General features: G+C 68.4%; 20 protein-coding genes. 12 read left to right on the top strand and 8 right to left on the bottom strand.

What is annotated here, in order from left to right:
* Positions 1-30 precede the first annotated feature (30 nt).
* Both RU09_RS11260 and RU09_RS11255 read left to right on the top strand, forming a co-directional pair.
* Entirely contained in the window at positions 31-2,571 is a 2,541-nt protein-coding gene (locus RU09_RS11260; RefSeq protein WP_042540645.1) for an MMPL family transporter, read from the top strand.
* 96 nt (positions 2,572-2,667) lie between these two features.
* Complete coding sequence (locus RU09_RS11255; protein WP_153302115.1) at positions 2,668-2,991, top strand: cupin domain-containing protein; 324 nt, start codon at positions 2,668-2,670, stop codon at positions 2,989-2,991.
* Positions 2,992-3,055: 64 nt separating this feature from the next.
* Here RU09_RS11255 and RU09_RS11250 read toward each other — a convergent pair whose 3' ends face one another.
* From RU09_RS11250 to phnD, 5 genes are all read right to left on the bottom strand, one after another.
* On the bottom strand, positions 3,056-3,682 hold the full coding sequence (locus tag RU09_RS11250) for a TetR/AcrR family transcriptional regulator (RefSeq protein ID WP_231567517.1): 627 nt from the start codon (positions 3,680-3,682) through the stop codon (positions 3,056-3,058).
* A gap of 8 nt (positions 3,683-3,690) precedes the next feature.
* On the bottom strand, positions 3,691-4,455 hold the full coding sequence (locus RU09_RS11245; RefSeq protein ID WP_042540643.1) for a tyrosine-protein phosphatase: 765 nt from the start codon (positions 4,453-4,455) through the stop codon (positions 3,691-3,693).
* On the bottom strand, positions 4,452-5,345 hold the full coding sequence (phnE, locus tag RU09_RS11240) for a phosphonate ABC transporter, permease protein PhnE (protein WP_231567516.1): 894 nt from the start codon (positions 5,343-5,345) through the stop codon (positions 4,452-4,454). Before phnE ends, RU09_RS11245 begins: the two co-directional genes overlap by 4 nt.
* On the bottom strand, positions 5,329-6,081 hold the full coding sequence (phnC, locus tag RU09_RS11235; protein ID WP_042540641.1) for a phosphonate ABC transporter ATP-binding protein: 753 nt from the start codon (positions 6,079-6,081) through the stop codon (positions 5,329-5,331). The genes phnE and phnC overlap by 17 nt, the downstream gene beginning before the upstream one ends.
* Positions 6,082-6,221: 140 nt before the next feature.
* On the bottom strand, positions 6,222-7,124 hold the full coding sequence (gene phnD / locus RU09_RS11230; protein WP_042540639.1) for a phosphate/phosphite/phosphonate ABC transporter substrate-binding protein: 903 nt from the start codon (positions 7,122-7,124) through the stop codon (positions 6,222-6,224).
* A 169-nt stretch (positions 7,125-7,293) separates the two neighbouring features.
* Here phnD and RU09_RS11225 point away from each other — a divergent pair, with 169 nt between their 5' ends.
* Complete coding sequence (locus RU09_RS11225; protein ID WP_042540637.1) at positions 7,294-7,644, top strand: TraR/DksA family transcriptional regulator; 351 nt, start codon at positions 7,294-7,296, stop codon at positions 7,642-7,644.
* 117 nt (positions 7,645-7,761) lie between these two features.
* On the opposite strand, the gene RU09_RS11220 is transcribed toward RU09_RS11225, so the two are convergent.
* On the bottom strand, positions 7,762-9,204 hold the full coding sequence (locus RU09_RS11220) for a serine hydrolase domain-containing protein (RefSeq protein WP_442922306.1): 1,443 nt from the start codon (positions 9,202-9,204) through the stop codon (positions 7,762-7,764).
* Between the two features lie 103 nt (positions 9,205-9,307).
* Positions 9,308-9,880, bottom strand: coding sequence for an ArsR/SmtB family transcription factor (locus RU09_RS18925; RefSeq protein WP_042540635.1), 573 nt, complete (start codon positions 9,878-9,880; stop codon positions 9,308-9,310).
* 101 nt (positions 9,881-9,981) lie between these two features.
* Between RU09_RS18925 and RU09_RS11210 the strand changes: the two genes are divergently transcribed.
* The 4 genes from RU09_RS11210 (at position 9,982) to RU09_RS11195 (ending at position 13,766) form a co-directional block, all read left to right on the top strand.
* The gene (locus tag RU09_RS11210; protein WP_042540634.1) at positions 9,982-10,851 is read left to right on the top strand and encodes a hypothetical protein; all 870 of its coding nucleotides are present in this window, start codon (positions 9,982-9,984) and stop codon (positions 10,849-10,851) included.
* Positions 10,848-11,603, top strand: coding sequence for a spermidine synthase (locus RU09_RS11205; RefSeq protein WP_042540632.1), 756 nt, complete (start codon positions 10,848-10,850; stop codon positions 11,601-11,603). The genes RU09_RS11210 and RU09_RS11205 overlap by 4 nt, the downstream gene beginning before the upstream one ends.
* Positions 11,600-12,442: an SDR family NAD(P)-dependent oxidoreductase gene (locus RU09_RS11200; protein ID WP_042540630.1), complete on the top strand. Its 843-nt coding sequence runs from the start codon at positions 11,600-11,602 to the stop codon at positions 12,440-12,442. Before RU09_RS11205 ends, RU09_RS11200 begins: the two co-directional genes overlap by 4 nt.
* A 322-nt stretch (positions 12,443-12,764) precedes the next feature.
* Positions 12,765-13,766 carry a magnesium and cobalt transport protein CorA gene (locus RU09_RS11195; RefSeq protein ID WP_042540628.1) on the top strand — a complete coding sequence of 334 codons (1,002 nt, stop codon included), beginning with the start codon at positions 12,765-12,767 and terminating at the stop codon, positions 13,764-13,766.
* Between the two features lie 12 nt (positions 13,767-13,778).
* Here the strand turns inward: RU09_RS11195 and RU09_RS11190 are convergent, their stop codons facing one another.
* Positions 13,779-14,306 (bottom strand): hypothetical protein, encoded by a 528-nt coding sequence (locus tag RU09_RS11190; protein ID WP_042540626.1) that lies wholly within the window; start codon positions 14,304-14,306, stop codon positions 13,779-13,781.
* A gap of 40 nt (positions 14,307-14,346) precedes the next feature.
* Between RU09_RS11190 and RU09_RS11185 the strand changes: the two genes are divergently transcribed.
* From RU09_RS11185 to RU09_RS11165, 5 genes are all read left to right on the top strand, one after another.
* Complete coding sequence (locus tag RU09_RS11185; RefSeq protein WP_042540725.1) at positions 14,347-15,078, top strand: SGNH/GDSL hydrolase family protein; 732 nt, start codon at positions 14,347-14,349, stop codon at positions 15,076-15,078.
* A 370-nt stretch (positions 15,079-15,448) separates the two neighbouring features.
* The gene (locus RU09_RS11180) at positions 15,449-15,832 is read left to right on the top strand and encodes a PadR family transcriptional regulator (RefSeq protein WP_042540624.1); all 384 of its coding nucleotides are present in this window, start codon (positions 15,449-15,451) and stop codon (positions 15,830-15,832) included.
* A 1-nt stretch (position 15,833) separates the two neighbouring features.
* Positions 15,834-16,205, top strand: a complete 372-nt coding sequence (locus RU09_RS11175) for a DUF1048 domain-containing protein (RefSeq protein ID WP_042540622.1) — start codon at positions 15,834-15,836, stop codon at positions 16,203-16,205.
* Positions 16,202-16,987, top strand: a complete 786-nt coding sequence (locus RU09_RS11170) for an ABC transporter ATP-binding protein (RefSeq protein WP_042540620.1) — start codon at positions 16,202-16,204, stop codon at positions 16,985-16,987. Before RU09_RS11175 ends, RU09_RS11170 begins: the two co-directional genes overlap by 4 nt.
* Positions 16,984-17,751 (top strand): ABC transporter permease, encoded by a 768-nt coding sequence (locus RU09_RS11165; protein WP_042540618.1) that lies wholly within the window; start codon positions 16,984-16,986, stop codon positions 17,749-17,751. The genes RU09_RS11170 and RU09_RS11165 overlap by 4 nt, the downstream gene beginning before the upstream one ends.
* Positions 17,752-17,991 lie beyond the last annotated feature (240 nt).

The raw sequence follows: 17,991 nt of genomic DNA, 5'->3' as shown, positions 1-17,991 counted from the left end.
GTATGATCTATCCGTCTGAAGGAGATCGTTGTGGCTGCACTGCTGTACCGCCTGGGTTCGTTCGCTGCACGCAAGGCGTGGACGGTGATCGTCTCGTGGGTCGTCATCCTCGGTCTGGGTGTCGGCGCGTTCCTCACCCTCGGGGGCACACTGAGCAACAGCTTCGACATCCCCGGCACTGCCTCGGGCGCCGTGACCGACCAGCTCGCCGAGAAGCTGCCCGACACCGCCGGCGGCACGGGAACCGTGGTCTACCAGACGACCGACGGATCGGCCTTCACCGAACAGCAGAAGCAGGAGATCTCGGATCTCGCGTCGAGCGCCGAGGATCTCGACGGCGTCGCATCCGTGATCGATCCGTTCGACGCTCAGCAGCAGCAGGCCGTGCAGGCGCAGGACCTCGCTGACGGCAAGGACCAGATCGACGGCGGCCGCGCCCAGCTGGATGCCGGTCAGACCCAGCTCGATGACGGACGCACCCAGCTCGATGCGGGTCTCGAACAGCTCACCACCGCTCGATCACAGGCCGAGGCGGGCGGTGCTCCCGCCGAGCAGCTCGCGGCGTTGGACGCTCAGATCGCCGCCCTCAACGGCCAGCTCACCGAGCTCGACGCCCAGCAGAAGACGATCGACGAGTCGCGCGACGAGCTGGACGCCAACGCCGAGAAGGTCGACCTCGGATCCACGCTCCTCGATCTCACGAACGGCATCGGCGTCGTATCCGAAGACGGCTCGACCGCGATCGTCAACGTCTCGTTCGAAGACCCCCGCCTCGAACTCTCCGAAGAGGTCAAGCAGGGCACGATCGAGCACTTCGACTCCTCCCCGATCGAAGGCGTCGAGGTGAACTTCGGCACCGACATCGCGCAGGGGGTCCCCGAGATCTTCGGCGTCGGCGAGGCGATCGGCCTCGCGTTCGCGGCGGTCGTGCTGATCGTGATGCTCGGCACGCTCATCGGCGCAGCCCTGCCGATCGTCACGGCAGTCGTCGGCGTGGGCGTCGGCGTGACTGCATCCCTCGCCTTCTCGGGCGTCGTCGACATGGCATCCGTCACCCCGGTGCTGGGTGTGATGCTGGGCCTCGCGGTCGGCATCGACTACTCGCTCTTCATCGTGAACCGGCACCGCAAGCAGCTGCTGAACGGTGTGCCGGTGAGAGAGTCCATCGGCCTCGCCACCGGCACCTCGGGCACCGCCGTCGTGTTCGCCGGCACCACGGTCATCGTCGCTCTGCTCGCCCTCAACGTGACGGGCGTGCCGTTCCTCGGACTCATGGGCACGGTCGGCGCAGTCTGCGTCGCGGTCGCCGTGCTCGTCGCGATCACGCTCGCCCCCGCGATCCTCGGACTCGTCGGCACTCGCCTGCTCAGCGGCAAGGCCCGCGCCACGATCGGGCAGCCGCATGCCGCGGGCAAGCCCGTGAAGCAGATGTCGACGCTGCGTGCGATCGTCACCGTGCTCGTCAGCGTCATCGCGCTGCTGATCGTCGCGATCCCGTCGATGTCGATGCGCCTCGGCCTGCCCGACGGCGCGAGCGAGCCCTCCGACTCGACCAGCTACCGCGCGTTCCACATCGTCGACGAGCAGTTCGGCGAGGGGGCGAACGGTCCGCTGCTCGTCACCGCCACTCTCGACGACGCGGTCGACGACGACGACCTGCTCGCCACGCAGGTCGAGATCGCCCAGACTCTCTCCGACCAGGACGACGTCGTCGGCGTCGCCCCGATCGCGACGTCCGACGACAACACGCTGCTCGCGTTCCAGGTGCTCCCCGCAGAGGGCCCGAACAGCGCCTCCACAGAGAAGCTCGTGCAGGACATCCGCGCACTGCCGCAGCTCGACGGCGGCATCACTCTCGGAGTCGCCGGCCAGGCGGCCACCAACATCGACATCTCCGAGGCGCTGGCCGGCGTGCTGCCGCTCTACCTCGTGGTCGTGGTCGGGCTCTCGCTGCTCATCATGATCGTCGTGTTCCGCTCGCTGCTCGTGCCCATCATCGCGACCGGAGGCTTCGTGCTCTCGCTCTTCGCGACCTACGGCCTGATCGTCGCCGTGTTCCAGTGGGGCTGGGGCGCCGAGATCATCGGTCTGCACAGCACCGGTCCGATCCTGAGCTTCCTGCCGGTGATCCTCGTCGGCATCCTGTTCGGGCTCGCGATGGACTACCAGCTGTTCCTCGCCTCTGGCATGCGCGAGGCGTATGTGCACGGCGCCTCAGCCCGGGATGCGGTGGCCCAGGGCTTCCGAGCCGGACGATCTGTCGTCGTCGCCGCGGCCCTCATCATGGTCTCGGTCTTCGGCGGGTTCATCTTCTCGGAGTCGACGATCATCCGCTCGATCGGCTTCGGCCTCGCCTTCGGTGTGCTGCTCGACGCCTTCGTCGTGCGGATGCTGCTCATGCCCGCGCTCATGCACCTGCTCGGCCGTTCGGCCTGGTGGCTGCCGCGGTGGCTCGACCGCATCCTCCCCAACGTCGACATGGAAGGTGCAGCGCTCGAGCGCGACCACCCCGGCGTGCGGACCGACACGGTTCAGGTCGTCGCGGCCGCAGACGACGCAGAAGCGCGCTGACGTCACGCACCCCGGAACCCGGATGAGGCGGCAACAGCACGCCGCCTCTTCCGCGGACGCTCGAGCGTGGGTAGCCTCGGCCAACAAGGAGGCACCATGGCCATCGCACCCGTCGACGTGGCCCTCGACGCGAACATCGAGGGCCACCTGATCGGCTCACCCGTCAGCATCATCCGCGAGTTCACCTCGACCCTCGGCAGCGGGCCGCGACTGCACCGGCATCCGTACGTCGAGACCTTCGTGATCCACCGAGGCCGCGCGCTCTTCACCGTGGGCGACGAGCAGGTCGTCGGATCCGGAGGGCAGGTGCTCGTCGTCCCGGCGCTCGTCAGCCACCGTTTCGAGGTGCTCGACGGCGGCACGTACGAGGCCACCCACATCCATTCGAGCGATCGGTTCATCACGGAGTGGCTGGAGTAGTCACTCTTCTCGTCACCAGGCGTGCGATCTCCAGCCGGATGAACTCGGCGACCCGCACATCGGGTCAGACCACCATCCCGCGCCAGATCACCTCGACGGCAGCCCTCAGACGGGCGGCGACCGCAGGGTCGTCCATCCGGTCGCCGCGCACGACGATCTGGTAGTACGCGGTGCCGGCGATCGCATCGAAGCACGCGTCGACGTCGAGATCCGGGCGCAGCTCACCGCGCGCGACCCCTGCGCGCAGCGCGTTCAGCAGCGGCACCCGCCTTCGCGACACATGCGACTGCCAGTACGCCTTCTGCAGCGCACGGTCCGACATCACGAGCCGGATGCGCTGACGGAATCGCTCCTCCGCATACCCGGATGCCGTGACCGACAGAGCCACTCCGCTCTCGCCGAGCCCGAGCCCGTCGAACAGCGCATCGCGAAGATCGACGTCGTCCGGATACTCCGGCGGCACCATGCGCCCGACGTCGAGCGCGGCCGCGATCAACGTCGTGAGCGACGGCCATCGGCGGTACAGCGCCGCCCGACTCACCCCGCTCCGCGCGACCACGCGGCTGACGGTCACCTCCTCCCCCGCGTCGATGATCTCGAGCGTCGCGGCGACGATCTGCCCGTCGATGTCCTCATCACGCGGACGGCCGGGGCGGCGGCGAACCGCAGCCCCGACAGCATCCTGTGCCACAGCCGTGATCACACCAGCGCCCGCTCGCGAAGACGCGTGATCGTGGCGTCGGACAGCCCTGCCGCTCGCAGCGGTGCGAGAGCATCGCCGTGCTGCTCGCGGAGCGTGTCGAGCAGGGTGCGCATCGACACCTCCATCGAGCCTTCGAGCAGCGCCGCGCTGGCCCCGGCGGCACCCGCGTCGAACCCGAGCGCCTTCCACATCGCGCCCATCACCGGAGCGGTGCGCTGCATGATCGCGACCATGTTGCCGCCGGTGAGGGCATAGTCGGCGACGATGTCGTCATCCGCCGCACCGAGAGCGACCAGCAGCATCGCCGCGACCACACCGGTGCGATCGCGCCCCGCCGCGCAGTGGAACGCCGCGGTTCCTGGAGTGTGTGCGATCACGTTCAGCGCCGTGACCAGCTGCGGTGCGGCCACCTCGACCATGCGCAGGTACATCCGCCCCATCGCGTCGTGGGTGAGCTCGGGGGCATCCCGGTTCATCGACTCTCCGACATCCGCGATCAACGGCAGGTGGTGGTAGGCCACGGGGTACTCGGCGAGAGGGCCGCGACCGGTGACAGAGACCTCCAGCGGCGAGCGCAGGTCGATGATCGCGGTGAGCCCCGCGGCGACGAGCTTTGCGGCGACGTCCGTCGTGACGTAGGCGAGGTCGTCGGTGCGAATGGCGAGGCCCTCGCGCAGCACGCCGCCGTCGATCGGAATGCCGCCGAGATCGCGCAGGTTGACGGGGGCGCTGAGCACCAGGTCGATGTCGGCGATGGTCATGTGATTCTCCTTCGGATGAGGGCGCTGCCCTGGTCGATCGCCGTGACGAGCACGATGATGCAGATGATGATGGCGCTGAGGTGTCCGTAGTCGTACATGCGCATCGCGGTCGTCAGCTCGAGGCCGATGCCACCGGCGCCGACGAGACCCAGGATGGTCGCGCCGCGCACGTTGCCCTCGAACAGCAGCAGCGTGTACGAGGTCAGCAGGGGTGCGGACTGCGGCAGGATGCCGTATTGGATGACCTGCCGCTTCGAGGCGCCGACGGCCTCCATCGCGACGACCGGCCCGCGGTCGACCTGCTCCATGGCCTCGGCGAAGATCTTGCCGATCGATCCGATCGATCCGAGGGTCATGGCCAGGATGCCGGCGAACGGGCCGAGTCCGACGGCCGAGACGAACATGAGCGCGAACACGAGATCGGGCACCGAGCGGATGATGTTCATCACCCATCTCGTCGGGTAGTAGACCCACTTCGGCGCGATGTTCGACGATGCGCCGAACGCGGCGAGCAGCGACAGCACGGCGCCGAGCACCGTGCCGACGACAGCCATCTGGAACGTCTCGAGCAGCAGCGCGAGGATGGTGCCGATCTTCGAGAAGTCCGGCGGGAACAGCCGGGAGAGGAACTCGCCCATGTTGATGGCGCCGTCACCCAGCTTGATGAAGTTGAACTCGGCGCCGTTGAACGACCAGATCAGCAGCAGCGCGGCGATAGGCAGGCCGATCAGGAAGCGAGCCCGCGGGATGCGGAACGCGCGCTCCAGGCGCGAGCGCTCCCCGGCATCCAGGGTCGGGCGAGTGGACGGCCGGTCGGCCTTGCCGCCTGGGCCATCCGTCGAGCGGCCCGCCGGGCCATCCGTCGAACGGGGATCAGTGGTGAGCGTCATCGTCGTGCTCCTCGTCGTCATAGAGCGGCGCGAGTGCCGCGGCATCCAGCTGCGATGTGGCGCCCGCGACCAGCATCCGTCCGTGCCGCAGGCCGATGATGCGGTCGCTGTGCGCGAGGGCGAGCGGCAGCACATGCAGGCTGACGAGCACCGGAATGCCGTCTTCGGTGGCGATCTCGCGCAGCAGTTCGAGCACCGAATCGGCGAGCTTGGGGTCGAGCGATGCGACCGGCTCGTCAGCGAGGATCACCTTGGGCTGCTGCATGAGCGCCCTCGCGATAGCCACGCGCTGCTGCTGGCCGCCCGAGAGCGACCGCGCAGGGGCAGTGGCCTTATGAGCGATTCCGACGCGGTCGAGCAGTTCGAGCGCGCGGCGGCGATGCGCGGTCGAGAAGCCGCCCACCAGATTGATCGCGCCGGCGCCGTGCAGCGCTCCGGTGAGCACGTTCGTCATGACGCTGAGCCGCGGGATCAGGTTGAACTGCTGGAACACCTGGCCGACATCCGACCGCAGCGTGCGCAGCTCGCCGCGCGCGAGGTTGGTGACGTCATGGCCGGCGACCCTGACCGACCCCGCAGAGATCGGGGCGAACCCGGTGAGGCTGCGCATGAGGGTCGATTTGCCCGAACCCGAGGCGCCGAGAAGCGCGACCATCTCACCGGGGAACAGCTCGAGGTCCACGCCGTCGAGCACCGTGGTGGCGTCATACGCGACGCTGAGGTCGCGCACCGACACGAGCGGGAGCGCCTGCCGGACTTCGGCCGTGGGCGTGCGGCCGGGGGCGGACGTTTCGTCTCGTCGCTCCGCTCCTCGCTCAACGACCAGGACTTCTTTGCTCGTTGAGCGAGCGGAGCGAGACGAAACGCTCGCACTCGTCACTTGAGGTCCTTGAGCTCGACACCGGCGACCGCCGCGATCTCGGCGAACGACTCGAACGATGAGCCGTCGGGGTCGACCGTCTGCTCTGCCGCAGCGAAGGCACCGTAGGCTCCGAGAGCTTCGGCGTTCTCGGGCGAGAAGACCTCGGCGATGCCGTCCTGGATGAGCTTGCGCGTCTCGTCGTCGAGCGACTGACGGCCGAGCACCGCGCCCTGGATATCCATGGCCGGGCTCTCGCCCACCGCGCGCCACTCGCCGTCGGCGAAGGGGAACATCGGTGCGCCCAGCTCGGTGAGCATGACAGCGGTGCACGCGGCATCGACCTGCCCCTGCTGCAGCGCCGCGAAACTGCCCTCGTGGCCGCCCGCGAAGATCGCCTCGTAGTCGGTTCCCTGCTCGAGCCCTGCTTCGTGCAGCATGTACACCGGCATGAAGTAGCCCGAGCTCGACGCCTGGTCGGCGAAGGCGACGGTCTTGCCCTCGAGGTCCTCGACAGTCTCGATCGGCGAATCGTTCAGCACGACGCAGGTCGAGACGGGCTTGCCGTCTCCCTGGAAGGCGACGAGTGCGTCGACCTCGCCCGTGTTGACGGCGAGCGCCGAGGGGAAACCGCTCATGATGCCGATGTCGACGTGGTCGGCGCGGATCGCCTCGACCACGCTCAGGTAGTCGGGCACATCGGTGATCTCGACATCGCGGCCGGTGGACTCTTCGAGGAGTTCGGCGAAGACCTCGATCGGGTTCTCAGCGGTGGGGTCGTCGCCGACGGGAAGCGTCGCGATCGTGATGGGAGCGTTCGGGTCGGCGGGAGCCGCTTCGGCAGTCGGGCTCTGGCAGCCGGTCAGGGCGAGGGCGGCGAGGCCGAGGAGGCCGACGGCGGGCAGGGTGAGGCGGCGCATGATGACCTTTCGGGAGGAGGCGTTCCCGAATTCCGAGAACAGGAGTATTCCAACTCGCGAAGGTGACAGGGAATTACGAGACCGCCGTACTCGAAACGGAACGCTGAGTGAACGGCTGGTGTCGGTGGTCGCGGGCACGGATGTCGCTGACCGGGCCTAGAGTGTGCGGATGACCCCTGACGTCCGTGCTCGCCTCGAAGAGCTGCGCGCCCAGGCGGCAGAGCGGGTCGCAGCGACCGGGGCCACCCTCGCCGAGCTGATGCACGACCGGGAGGGGTCGAACGACGACGACGAGCACGACCCCGAGGGCGTCACGCTCTCGTCGGAGTGGTCACGGCTGACGGGGCTCGCCGAGGCGGCGGCATCCGAACTCGCGCAGGTCGACGATGCGATCGTTCGGTGGGATGCCGGCACCTACGGAATCTGCGCGAACTGCGGCCGCCCGATTCCGCAGGCTCGCCTCGAGGTCCGCCCGTTCGCGACGCACTGCGTCGCCTGTGCCGAGAAGCTCGGCCTCTGAGCCGGAGCTCTTGCCGACCTGACGACGTGTCATCGCGGGCGGCTCAGCCGTCGTCGCTCGACGACTGAGCGCGCCGCGACGCCCGACACCAGGTCACCAGGTCACCGGGTCACCGGGTCACCAGAGGAACGTGACGCCCACGGTGAGCACCGCTCCGAGCACGGCGACCGCCCACCAGTACCACGCCCGCCGGCGAGGGAGGAAGGGCAGGCGAGCCCGCGACCCACGGAGGACGAGGATGCCGATCGCGGCGAGCGCCGGCGCGAACGCGATGCCCCATACCCAGCCGCCGACGGAGAACCACGGTCCGCTGTGCCGGAGCAGCAGGAGGCCGAAGGCCGCCCAGATCAGGTCGCCGATCGACGGCAGCAGCGCCTTCACGCGGAACGCGCGGATCAGGGCGACCAGGCTCAACAGCAGTGCGAGCCCGAAGATGCCCCACGCGAGGCCGACGGATGCGCTGTCGACCGCGGGAATCGGCGCGCCCGACACATACGACATGGCGATGTAGTCGGCCGGGGCCACGGTGTTCGACAGCGCGAGGAAGGCGGTGCCGGCCTCCCGATTGAGGGTGAGCATGGTGCGGAATCCCCCGGTTCCGCCGTTGTGCCAGGTCTGCAGGCCGTCGCCGTCGAACGATGCCGACGTGATCCATCCCCATCCGATCTCAGCCCCCTCTCCCATGGGCGCGGTCGGGTCGAGGGCTGCTGAGCCTGGGGCGGTGCCGTCGAGGTTGGCCTGCGCCCACAGCGCGAGGTCTGCCGCGGTGGTGAACGTCGACGCGCCGGCGGGCAGGTAGCCCTCTCCCCACCACCGAGGAGCGGGGACGCCGTTGATCAGGAATCCGGGCACGGCATCAGCCGGCACCTCGTCGGCCGTCGCCGTGACGACCGTGTCGTCCATGCCGAGCGGTTCCGTGATGCGCTCCCTCAGCAGGGCCGCGTAGTCGTCGGCATCCGCTGCCTCGACCAGCGCCGTTCCGAGCAGAGAGACGGCGAAGTTCGAATAGACCGACCCCTGATCGGGGTCGACCGGGGCGACTGCGGCGTCGGCGATCAGCTGCTCGGTCGTCGTGGTCGCGTAGGGGTTCTCGTTGAGGAGGACGCCGCTCAGTGCCTCCGCCTCCGCCGTGGCGCCGAGTCCGGGCAGCCCCGACGAGTGCTGCGACAGCGACGCGAGGGTCACCTCGCCTGCGGCCGTGCCCTCGAGGTCGGGAAGATGTTCGGCGAGCTGATCGTCGGCGCTGACCTCTCCGCGCTCGATCGCGTCGGCGAAGAGTGCGCCGGTGAAGGTCTTGGTGATGGATCCGAGCTCGAACACCGTGTCGGCGGTCGGGGCTCCAGTGTGTGACGGGTCGGCGTCGCCGAGCCCGGCGAAGACCGCTCCGTCCGGGCCGATCTCAGCGACCGAGAGCGCCCGGAAGCTGTCGAGACTGCCGGGAAGCGAGCGGATGCGGTCGGCGAGCGCCTCATCGCCTGCGGTCGACGCGCTGACCGTCTGCTGCTGCGGACCGATCGCCGCACCGAGTGCGACGCCGACGACCGCAGCGACGCCGATCACGGCGAGGATCGCTCGCGTGGGGCGGCGGCGCGGGGCATCCGCTGCGCTCTGGCGGTCCTGCAGGTCTGGGGACGGGATCGAGGGGGTGGTCACGGTGGGCTCCTCAGCTCGAAGCGATCATGGTCAGGACGAGAAGGGGCACCACGCGGGCGGCCGGCACCTCGTAGTACCCGCGGCGCGGCGAGACGAGCCACCCCGCAGTGACGAGCTGCCGCAGGTGGTGGTAGAGCTGGCCCGACGAGGCGAGGTGCTCGAGCTGCAGCAGCTCGGCCGTCGTGTGCGCTCCGCGCATCACCTGGCGCACGAGCTCGATGCGCGCCGGGTGCCCCAGGGCTTCGAGCGGACGGGCGAGATCGCTCCAGTCGTGCGCGAGCAGCCCTTCGGCGTGCAGGCCGTACTGCCAGCGCACCGGCCCCGCCTGCGTCTCGACCGCACCGGCCATCATCACCGCGCCGGGCGCACGGCGTCCGAGCTCGTTCACGAACCAGAGCGGATCGTCGGCGCCGGTCGGCTCGGGCACAGCATCCGCCGCCTGCGGTTCCGCACCCGCTTCCGCACCCGATTCCGCACGATCAGCGGGTGCGGGGACGTGAGCAGCGAGTGCGGACAGCCGTGCGACCTCGTGCTCGAGGTCGGCCAGTCGGCGCTCGATCGTGCTCCGGTCGTCGGGTTCCATGATTCGAACCTATCAAAAGTTCGTAATTACGGAAAACAGATGGGTGAGAAGGCGGAAGCGCGGGCGACGCCGCGAAGCCCGAGAAGTAGGCTGAGGACATCATGGACGAGTTCATCCGGGGCTTCTGGATCTTTGCGGGCAACTACTGGTGGCTCGCCTTCCCGATCCTCGGCATGGCCGGAGGTGCCGCGAAGGCGTGGGAGCGCAGCGCGAAGCGCCGCCACGAACGACGCATCGAGACTCTGCGCCTCAAGGCCGAGATCAAGACCGCCCAACTCGAGGCACGCAACGGCCGTGCGAAGCGCATCGGCCCGGCCGTCGTCGACACCACGGCATCGGTCACACCGAACACCCTGCTCGAGCGTCTCTTCTCCGAGCACGACGAGATCACCGCCCGCTGGCTCGACTACGAGCTCGACGTCGCGAAGCTCATCGCCTTCCCCGCCATGAGCGACGGCCGCCAGCCGCTGGTCGCCGCCTTCCTGCGGGCCAAGAAGACGGCGGATGCGCTGCGCCCGCCGTCTGCCGACTCGACCGTGACCGAGCGGCAGGTCTCGGAGTACCTCGACGCGGTGGGCGCGTATGCCGTGGCATTCGAGATCGCGGAGAAGGATGCCCGCAGGCTGCGCGACTCGACCTTCACCGAACCCGAGCGCAAACGTCTGGACCGTGCGCAGCAGCTGCTCAAGGTCGCGGTCGACGAATCCGCCACGCAGGCCGAACGCAACGTCGCCTACCGCCGCGTGCGCGACGAACTGGAAGGGCTGATCCTGCTGAGCGACGAGGCCGTGCAGGTGCTCGAGAAGCAGGTGGCCCGTGAGCTGCCCGAGCACGCGACGGCCGCCGCCTCGCCTGCTCCGGAGCCCGAGAGGATCGTCCTGCCCTCCGCGACGAAGACACCCCCGCCCCGAACCAGAACAGCCGAGCCCGCGCAGCCGAGCGCGAACGACGACCGGGAGACCCCGCAGTGATCACCCGATTCGAAGAGCTCGACTGGCAGAAGACCCCGATCGGCGAGCTGACGCTGCGCCGACGCACCGAGCCTGCAGTCGGCCAGGAGATCTACGAGGTCAGGCTCGGCGACGGATACCTCATGTCGAGCCTGTTCACGGTGGCCGAGGAGGAGCTCTCGAACCTGGGTCTGGCCGCTGTCGGCGGCGACGGTCTCTCGGTCCTCGTCGGAGGGCTCGGGCTCGGATACACCGCGGTCGCCGCACTGCGAGACGAGCGCGTGGCTTCGCTCACCGTGGTCGATCGGCTCGGCGCCGTGATCAGCTGGCACCAGCGCCGCCTGCTGCCCGTGTCGGCAGAGCTCGTCGACGACCCGCGCACCAGTCTGGTCGAAGACGACTTCTTCGCCTTGGTCCGGGCAGCACCCCGTGAAGACCACCCCGGATACTCCGCGATACTGCTGGACGTCGACCACTCGCCGCGCCACCAACTCGACCCCACGCACGCCGACCTCTACACCGCGGACGGCCTGCGTGCGCTCGACCGGCACCTCGCCGCCGCCGGCGTCTTCGCCCTGTGGTCGGACGATCCGCCCGACGAGGACTTCATGGGCCTGATGCACAGCGTGTTCGATGATGCGGTCGCCCACGTGGTCGACTTCGCGAACGCCGTCACGGGCGGCACCTCCTCGAACACCGTCTACGTCGCGCGCAGCCGCCGCACTGCGGATGCGGATGCGACCGCCGGGCATGCACAGAGGGTGGCCTCGTGACCCCGAAGACGGTCGTGCTCACCGGAGCATCCGACGGCATCGGCGCAGCCGCAGCGCGCCAGCTCACCGCATCCGGTCACCGACTTATCCTCGTCGGCCGCTCTGTCGAGAAGACGCGGGCAGTCGCCGCCGACACCGGTGCCGAGTGGTTCACCGCCGACTTCACCAGACTCGACGACGTGCGCGAGCTCGCGACGAAGATCGCCGGCACCGTGGGCGACGGCGGGATCGACGTGCTCGCGAACAACGCCGGTGGCATCTTCGGCGATCAGACCCCGACGGTCGACGGCTTCGAGAAAACCCTGCAGGTGAACCACCTGGCGCCGTTCCTGCTGACGAACCTGCTGCTGCCCCAGCTGCGCGCCGGCCGCGCGTCGATCATCAACACGTCGAGCGTCGCGCACCGCCTGTTCGCGCGGCTGGACATCGACGACCTCGACAATCGCAAGAATTTCAGCGCGAACAGGGCCTATGGCGACGCGAAGCTCGCCAACGTGCTGTTCACGAAGAGTCTGCACACCAAGTTCCACGGCGAGGGCCTGAGCTCGGTCGCCTTTCACCCCGGCACCGTGCAGACGAACTTCGCCTCGGACTCGAACACACTCATGCGGTTCGTCTACCGCACCCCGCTCAAGCGTCTGCTGCTGATCAGCAGCGAGAAGGGCGGCAGCACGCTGAGCTGGTTCGTCGAGGGAACGCCCGACGAAACCTGGATCTCGGGCGAGTACTACGACGAGCGGGTGCTGACACGTCGCGTGAATCCGCGCATCGAGGATGCCGCACTCGCCGAGGCGCTGTGGCAGAAGAGCGCCGAACTCGTCGGCATCAGCGCGAGCTGACACGAGCGCCGGCGCCGAGCCCGGCATCCCGCACGTTCCGGCAGGCAGCCCAGGACCGCGGAGACCTCTCCCAGACGGCAGGAGTATGCTGGCGAGTCGGGTCACGTGACCCGTTCAGAGCGCGAGAGGCGGTGATGGCGATGTCCGGTGATAGTTGCGACGCCGCCCCCGTTGCGTCGCGTCTGACGGCATCCGTGCGTTGAGCTTCGGCTCCGCACCTGCACGTCCTGCTTCGCAGCCGTCGGCGGCGTCTTCCGCCCCCTGACGAATTCTGCGCACGCCCTCTCTGATCCGGCGTGCGCCTGCGAGAACGGAGCCAGCCATGGCCCTCATCGACAACGGCGTGTACGTGCACGGACGCCGCGTGGAGACCCCGAAGAACCTCGACGAGACCTACCGGTCGCTCGACGCCCACGGCGGCATCGCGTGGATCGGCCTGTATCGACCGAGCCCCGTCGAGGTCGCCTCGGTCGCGCGCGAATTCGACCTGCATCCGCTCGCCGTCGAAGACGCGCTCTCGGGCCACCAGCGATCGAAGGTCGAGCGCTACGGCGACACGCTCTTCGCCGTGCTGCGCCCCGCTCGCTACCGCGACGAGCAGGAGTCGATCGAGTTCGGCGAGCTGCACCTGTTCGTCGGCCCCGACTTCGTGGTGACGATCCGGCACGCGGAGTCGCCCGACCTCGCGGCCGTCCGCCGCCGCATGGAGGCGCACCCCGAGCTGCTCGCGATGGGACCGGAGGCGGTGTTCTACGCGATCCTCGACGAGGTCGTCGACGGCTACGAGCCGATCGTCACCGGGCTGCTCAACGACATCGACGAGATCGAGGACCAGCTCTTCGGCGACAGCGACGACGACGCCCTGTCCCGGCGCATCTACGAGCTCTCGCGCGAGGTCATCAACTTCCAGCGTGCGGTGCACCCGCTCGCCGGGATGCTGGAGTGGCTCCGCCGCGGCTCCGAGAAGTACCGCATCGACGAGGAGCTGCAGCGGTCGCTGCGCGACGTGCTCGACCACGTCATCCGCGTCAACGAGCGCGTCGACTCGTTCCGCGCGATCCTCGAGAACGCCCTCACGGTGCATTCCGCTCTCGTCGCACGACGGCAGACCGAGGCGGGGCTGGCCCAGAACGACGAGATCAAGAAGATCTCCTCGTGGGCGGCGATCATCTTCGCGCCCACGCTCGTCGGCACGGTCTACGGCATGAACTTCGAGGTCATGCCCGAGCTGCACTGGGCACACGGATACCCGATGGCGATCGGAGCGATGGCCGCCTTCGCGGTCGCCCTCTACGGGGTGTTCAAGTACAAGAAGTGGTTGTGAGGCCGGGCGGGCTCAGCGGTCGTCGCCGCTGAGCCTGTCGAGCAGGTCGTCGATGTCGTCGACCTCGACGGTCTCGACCTCGGTGCGATCGCGCACCTCGATGTTGGCGACCTCGAGGTCGTCGTCGAGCTGCACGAGGATCCGCGAGTCGGGGAACTGCTTCGGCGCGTCGAAGGCGATCAGCACCGCGTCGGCGAACACCACCACGGAGGTGGCCTCGAGATCGTCGCGCAGGTCGATCTGCTCGAGCACCGGCTCGTCGTCGACAGCCTCGTCGATGTCGTCGGCGACCTCGTCGATCACCGCACGCCACCGCGTCTCGGACACCGACAGGATGCGCGTGATCGCCTCGAGCAGCGCATCGTCATCGAGTGTCTCCTCGTCGTCCTCCAGCTCGGGATCGACGTTGACCGTCACCACCGCGCCGGCGGCATCGATGGTCGCGCGGCCGTAGATGAGACCGTTCTCGGCGACCGGATCATCGAGAAGGCCGCTGTCGACGATGCGGGCGAGAAGGTGGTCGAGCAGTGACGAGGCCATGTGACCAGTCTTCCACGTCGCCGCCGCTAGGCTCGTGTGCGTGCCGAATGCAGACGCCCCCGCCTCCGCCGCATCCGACCTCAGCCGCATCGCGGCGTCGCTCGTCGGCCCCGATCCGCTGAACTGGGTCATCACCGGCGACTCGATCACCCACGGACTCGTCCACACGCAGGGCGGTCGCAGCTATGCCGAGCATCTGCACGAGCTGATCCGCGGCGAACTCGCGCGCACCCGTGACGCCGTCATCAACACCGCGATCAGCGGGCACCGAATCACCGACATCCTGGACGACTGGGATCGCCGCGTCGCGTCCTGGCAGCCGGACATCGTCACCCTCATGATCGGCACGAACGACATGGCGACCGGCCCCGGTCAGGTCACCGTCGAGCCCGCCGCGTTCGCCGCCTCACTGCGCGACTTCGTCTCGCGGGTGCGGGCGTCCGGTGCTGTTCCGGTGCTGCAGACCCCGCCGTCGATCGACGTGGCGAATGCACCCGGGCGCGAGCGGATCATCGAGTTCGCGGATGCCGTGCGCGAGGTCGCCGCATCGGAGGACGTGATCCTCGTCGACCAGCACGCCCGTTTCACCGAGCTCGGCAACGGCGGTGTGCCGTGGGGGCTGATGGGCGACCCGTTCCACCCGAACGCCGCGGGTCATGCCGCACTGGCGCTCCAGCTCGCGAACGCACTCGACATCTGCCCGCCGCACGACCGCGACCGCACCCTGCCGCTGCTCGAGGCGCAGGTCGCGATGGCGCGCCTCAACGCCTGAGCCGACTCCGCCCACCCCGTGGTGGGTGGTCACACGCGCATCCGGCACTCGGTGGGTGGTCGAAAACGCATCCCCAGCCTTGACAGCGCTGCTTTTTCGACCGCCCACCTCTCAGCGTCGCGATGCCCGCTGGCAGACCGATCACCGCCCCATGCAGGGCGTTCCTCCACGACCAGGCCAGTGCCGCCATGTGCTCACTCTGGAGTCTCCCGCCCCGGAAGTACAGAACCACGCGCGGCGTGATGCGCACGCGCCCACCGGGGGCCACACGAGAATGATCAGTATTCGGTGTTGCTAAGTACCGGTACTCAGTGTTACTTTGTACTGGTACCCAGCAACACTGAGTACCGACCAACGAGAGGAGGCCTTCATGGGCAAGCAGATGACCGAGATGCTCAAGGGCACCTTGGAGGGCATCGTTCTGGCCCTCCTCGCCGAGCAGCCGGCATACGGATACGAGATCACCACCCGCGTGCGTGACCACGGATTCACCGACATCGCCGAGGGCACGATCTACGCCCTGCTCGTGCGCGTCGAGCAGAAGAAGCTCGTCGACGTCGAGAAGGTGCCGAGCGAGAAGGGGCCGCCCCGCAAGGTGTACTCCCTCAACCCGGCGGGCACGCAGGAACTCGAGGAGTTCTGGAAGACCTGGAGCTTCCTCACGCAGCGCATCGACAGCCTGCGCACCGCAGTTGCGAACACCGAAGACACACACTCCGACACGAACACCGACACGACCAACAAGGAGAACTGACATGGCCGCGAAATGGATCGAAGCGCTCACCGGATCGCTCGAGCAGAAGAAGCAGTACCGCGATGCGAAGAAGCGCATCGACGCCCTCCCCGAGCCGTATCGCACGGTCGCCAACGCCCAGCACCGCTACACGATGTACTACGGCGGCATCACCGACGGCGACATCCTCGTGCAGATCTTCCTCGATCTCGCCGACCTGTGGGAGCGCGCCGCCATCGACGGCACCCCGATCGACGACATCGTCGGCGACGACCCCGTCGCCTTCGCCGAGACCTACGCCGAGGCGTACGGCGGAACCCACTGGATCGACAAGGAACGCGCCCGCCTGACCGCGGCGGTCGACGACGCGAAGAAGAAGGAGACACGATCATGACCAGCCCCGCCATCGCCGTTCGCAGCCTCGAGAAGTCCTACAAGGACCTTCACGTCCTGCGCGGCGTCGACTTCGACGTCGAGAAGGGATCGATCTTCGCCCTGCTCGGCTCGAACGGCGCAGGCAAGACCACCGTGGTGCGCATCCTCTCGACGCTGCTGAAGCCGGATGCCGGCACGGCCGTGGTGCAGGGAGTCGATGTCACCGCCGACCCGCTCGCCGTGCGGCAGAAGATCAGCCTCACCGGCCAGTTCGCCGCGGTCGACGAGATCCTGACCGGACGAGAGAACCTCATGCTCGTCGCGAAGCTGCGGCACCTGCCCGACGCCGCGAAGGTGGCAGACGAACTGTTCACGACGTTCCGCCTGACGGATGCCGGAGCTCGCAAGGTCGGCACCTACTCGGGCGGCATGCGCCGTCGCCTCGACATCGCCATGAGCCTGGTCGGCCACCCCGAGGTCATCTACCTCGATGAGCCGACGACCGGGCTCGACCCCGAGTCCCGCATCGAGGTGTGGGACGTCATCACAGAGCTCGCGAACACCGGCACCACGGTGCTGCTCACGACTCAGTACCTCGACGAGGCCGAGCATCTGGCCGACCGCATCGCGATCCTCCACGAGGGTCGGATCATCGCCGACGGCACCCTGGCAGACCTCAAGCGCCTGCTGCCGGCGGCCAAGGTCGAGTACGTCGAGAAGCAGCCCACCCTCGAGGAGATCTTCCTCACCCTCGTCGGCCCGAAGTCGGGCTCCGCAACCGGAAAGGAGAACGCAGCATGAGCACGCACTTCGTCGCAGACACCGCGACGCTCACCGGACGCTCGATGCGGCACATCTTCCGCAGTCCAGACACCATCATCACCACGGCGGTCACACCGATCGCGCTGATGCTGCTGTTCGTGTACGTCTTCGGAGGCGCGCTCCGCGAGAGCACCGGCGCCGAGAACTACGTGAACTACCTGCTCCCCGGCATCCTGCTCATCGCCATCGCGTCCGGCATCGCCTACACGGCCTTCCGGCTCTTCAACGATCTGCAGAGCGGCATCTTCGAGCGGTTCCACTCCATGCCGATCGCGCGATCGAGCGTGCTCTGGGCGCACGTCCTCACCTCGCTCACCGCCAACGGCATCACGCTGGCGATCATCTTCGGCGTCGGATTCCTGATGGGGTTCCGCACCGGAGCCGGTCCGCTCGCGTGGCTCGCCGTCATCGGCATTTTGTTCCTCTTCACCCTCGCCCTCACCTGGCTGGCCATCATCGCCGGCCTGAGCGCCAAGACGGTCGACGGGGCGAGCGCCTTCTCGTATCCGCTGATCTTCCTGCCGTTCATCAGCTCTGCGTTCGTGCCGACCGAGACCATGCCCGGTCCGGTGCAGTGGTTCGCCGAGAATCAGCCGGTCACCTCGATCGTCGACACCATCCAGGCGCTGTTCGCCGAGGAGCCGGTCGGCACCGACATCTGGGTCGCCCTCGCCTGGTGCGTCGGCATCCTGATCGTCGCCTACGTGTTCGCGATCATCGCGTACCGCAAGAAGGTCAGTTGAACGTCTGCAGTGAGACGGAACGCTCCGTCCGGGCCGCGCGCCCGGCCGGGGCGTTTCGCCGCGCTCGGCGTCGGCGTTCGTGGCGCTCGGCCGTGGCCATGTGACGCCCTTCGGGGAGGAGATCTGCCCTTCGGGAGGACGGATCAGCGCGAAACCTCCTCCCGAAGAGCAGTCCTCCTCCCGAAGAGGTGAGGGCGAGGGGGAGGTGGGGGCGAGGGGGGCGAGGGGGGCGAGGGCGAG

This window comes from Microbacterium sp. MEJ108Y (assembly GCF_000834175.1).
In the GTDB taxonomy this organism is placed as follows: domain Bacteria; phylum Actinomycetota; class Actinomycetes; order Actinomycetales; family Microbacteriaceae; genus Microbacterium; species Microbacterium forte.
This window is presented reverse-complemented; position numbering and strand designations above follow the sequence as displayed.

Coding starts and splice junctions, on each gene's coding strand:
- RU09_RS11165 (WP_042540618.1), top strand. CDS start 16,984: ATGAGCACGCACTTCGTCGCAGACACCGCGACGCTCACCGGACGCTCG.
- RU09_RS11210 (WP_042540634.1), top strand. CDS start 9,982: ATGGACGAGTTCATCCGGGGCTTCTGGATCTTTGCGGGCAACTACTGG.
- RU09_RS11175 (WP_042540622.1), top strand. CDS start 15,834: ATGGCCGCGAAATGGATCGAAGCGCTCACCGGATCGCTCGAGCAGAAG.
- RU09_RS11225 (WP_042540637.1), top strand. CDS start 7,294: ATGACCCCTGACGTCCGTGCTCGCCTCGAAGAGCTGCGCGCCCAGGCG.
- RU09_RS11245 (WP_042540643.1), bottom strand. CDS start 4,455: ATGACCATCGCCGACATCGACCTGGTGCTCAGCGCCCCCGTCAACCTG.
- RU09_RS11170 (WP_042540620.1), top strand. CDS start 16,202: ATGACCAGCCCCGCCATCGCCGTTCGCAGCCTCGAGAAGTCCTACAAG.
- RU09_RS11180 (WP_042540624.1), top strand. CDS start 15,449: ATGGGCAAGCAGATGACCGAGATGCTCAAGGGCACCTTGGAGGGCATC.
- phnE (WP_231567516.1), bottom strand. CDS start 5,345: ATGACGCTCACCACTGATCCCCGTTCGACGGATGGCCCGGCGGGCCGC.
- RU09_RS18925 (WP_042540635.1), bottom strand. CDS start 9,880: ATGGAACCCGACGACCGGAGCACGATCGAGCGCCGACTGGCCGACCTC.
- RU09_RS11190 (WP_042540626.1), bottom strand. CDS start 14,306: ATGGCCTCGTCACTGCTCGACCACCTTCTCGCCCGCATCGTCGACAGC.
- phnD (WP_042540639.1), bottom strand. CDS start 7,124: ATGCGCCGCCTCACCCTGCCCGCCGTCGGCCTCCTCGGCCTCGCCGCC.
- RU09_RS11255 (WP_153302115.1), top strand. CDS start 2,668: ATGGCCATCGCACCCGTCGACGTGGCCCTCGACGCGAACATCGAGGGC.
- RU09_RS11195 (WP_042540628.1), top strand. CDS start 12,765: ATGGCCCTCATCGACAACGGCGTGTACGTGCACGGACGCCGCGTGGAG.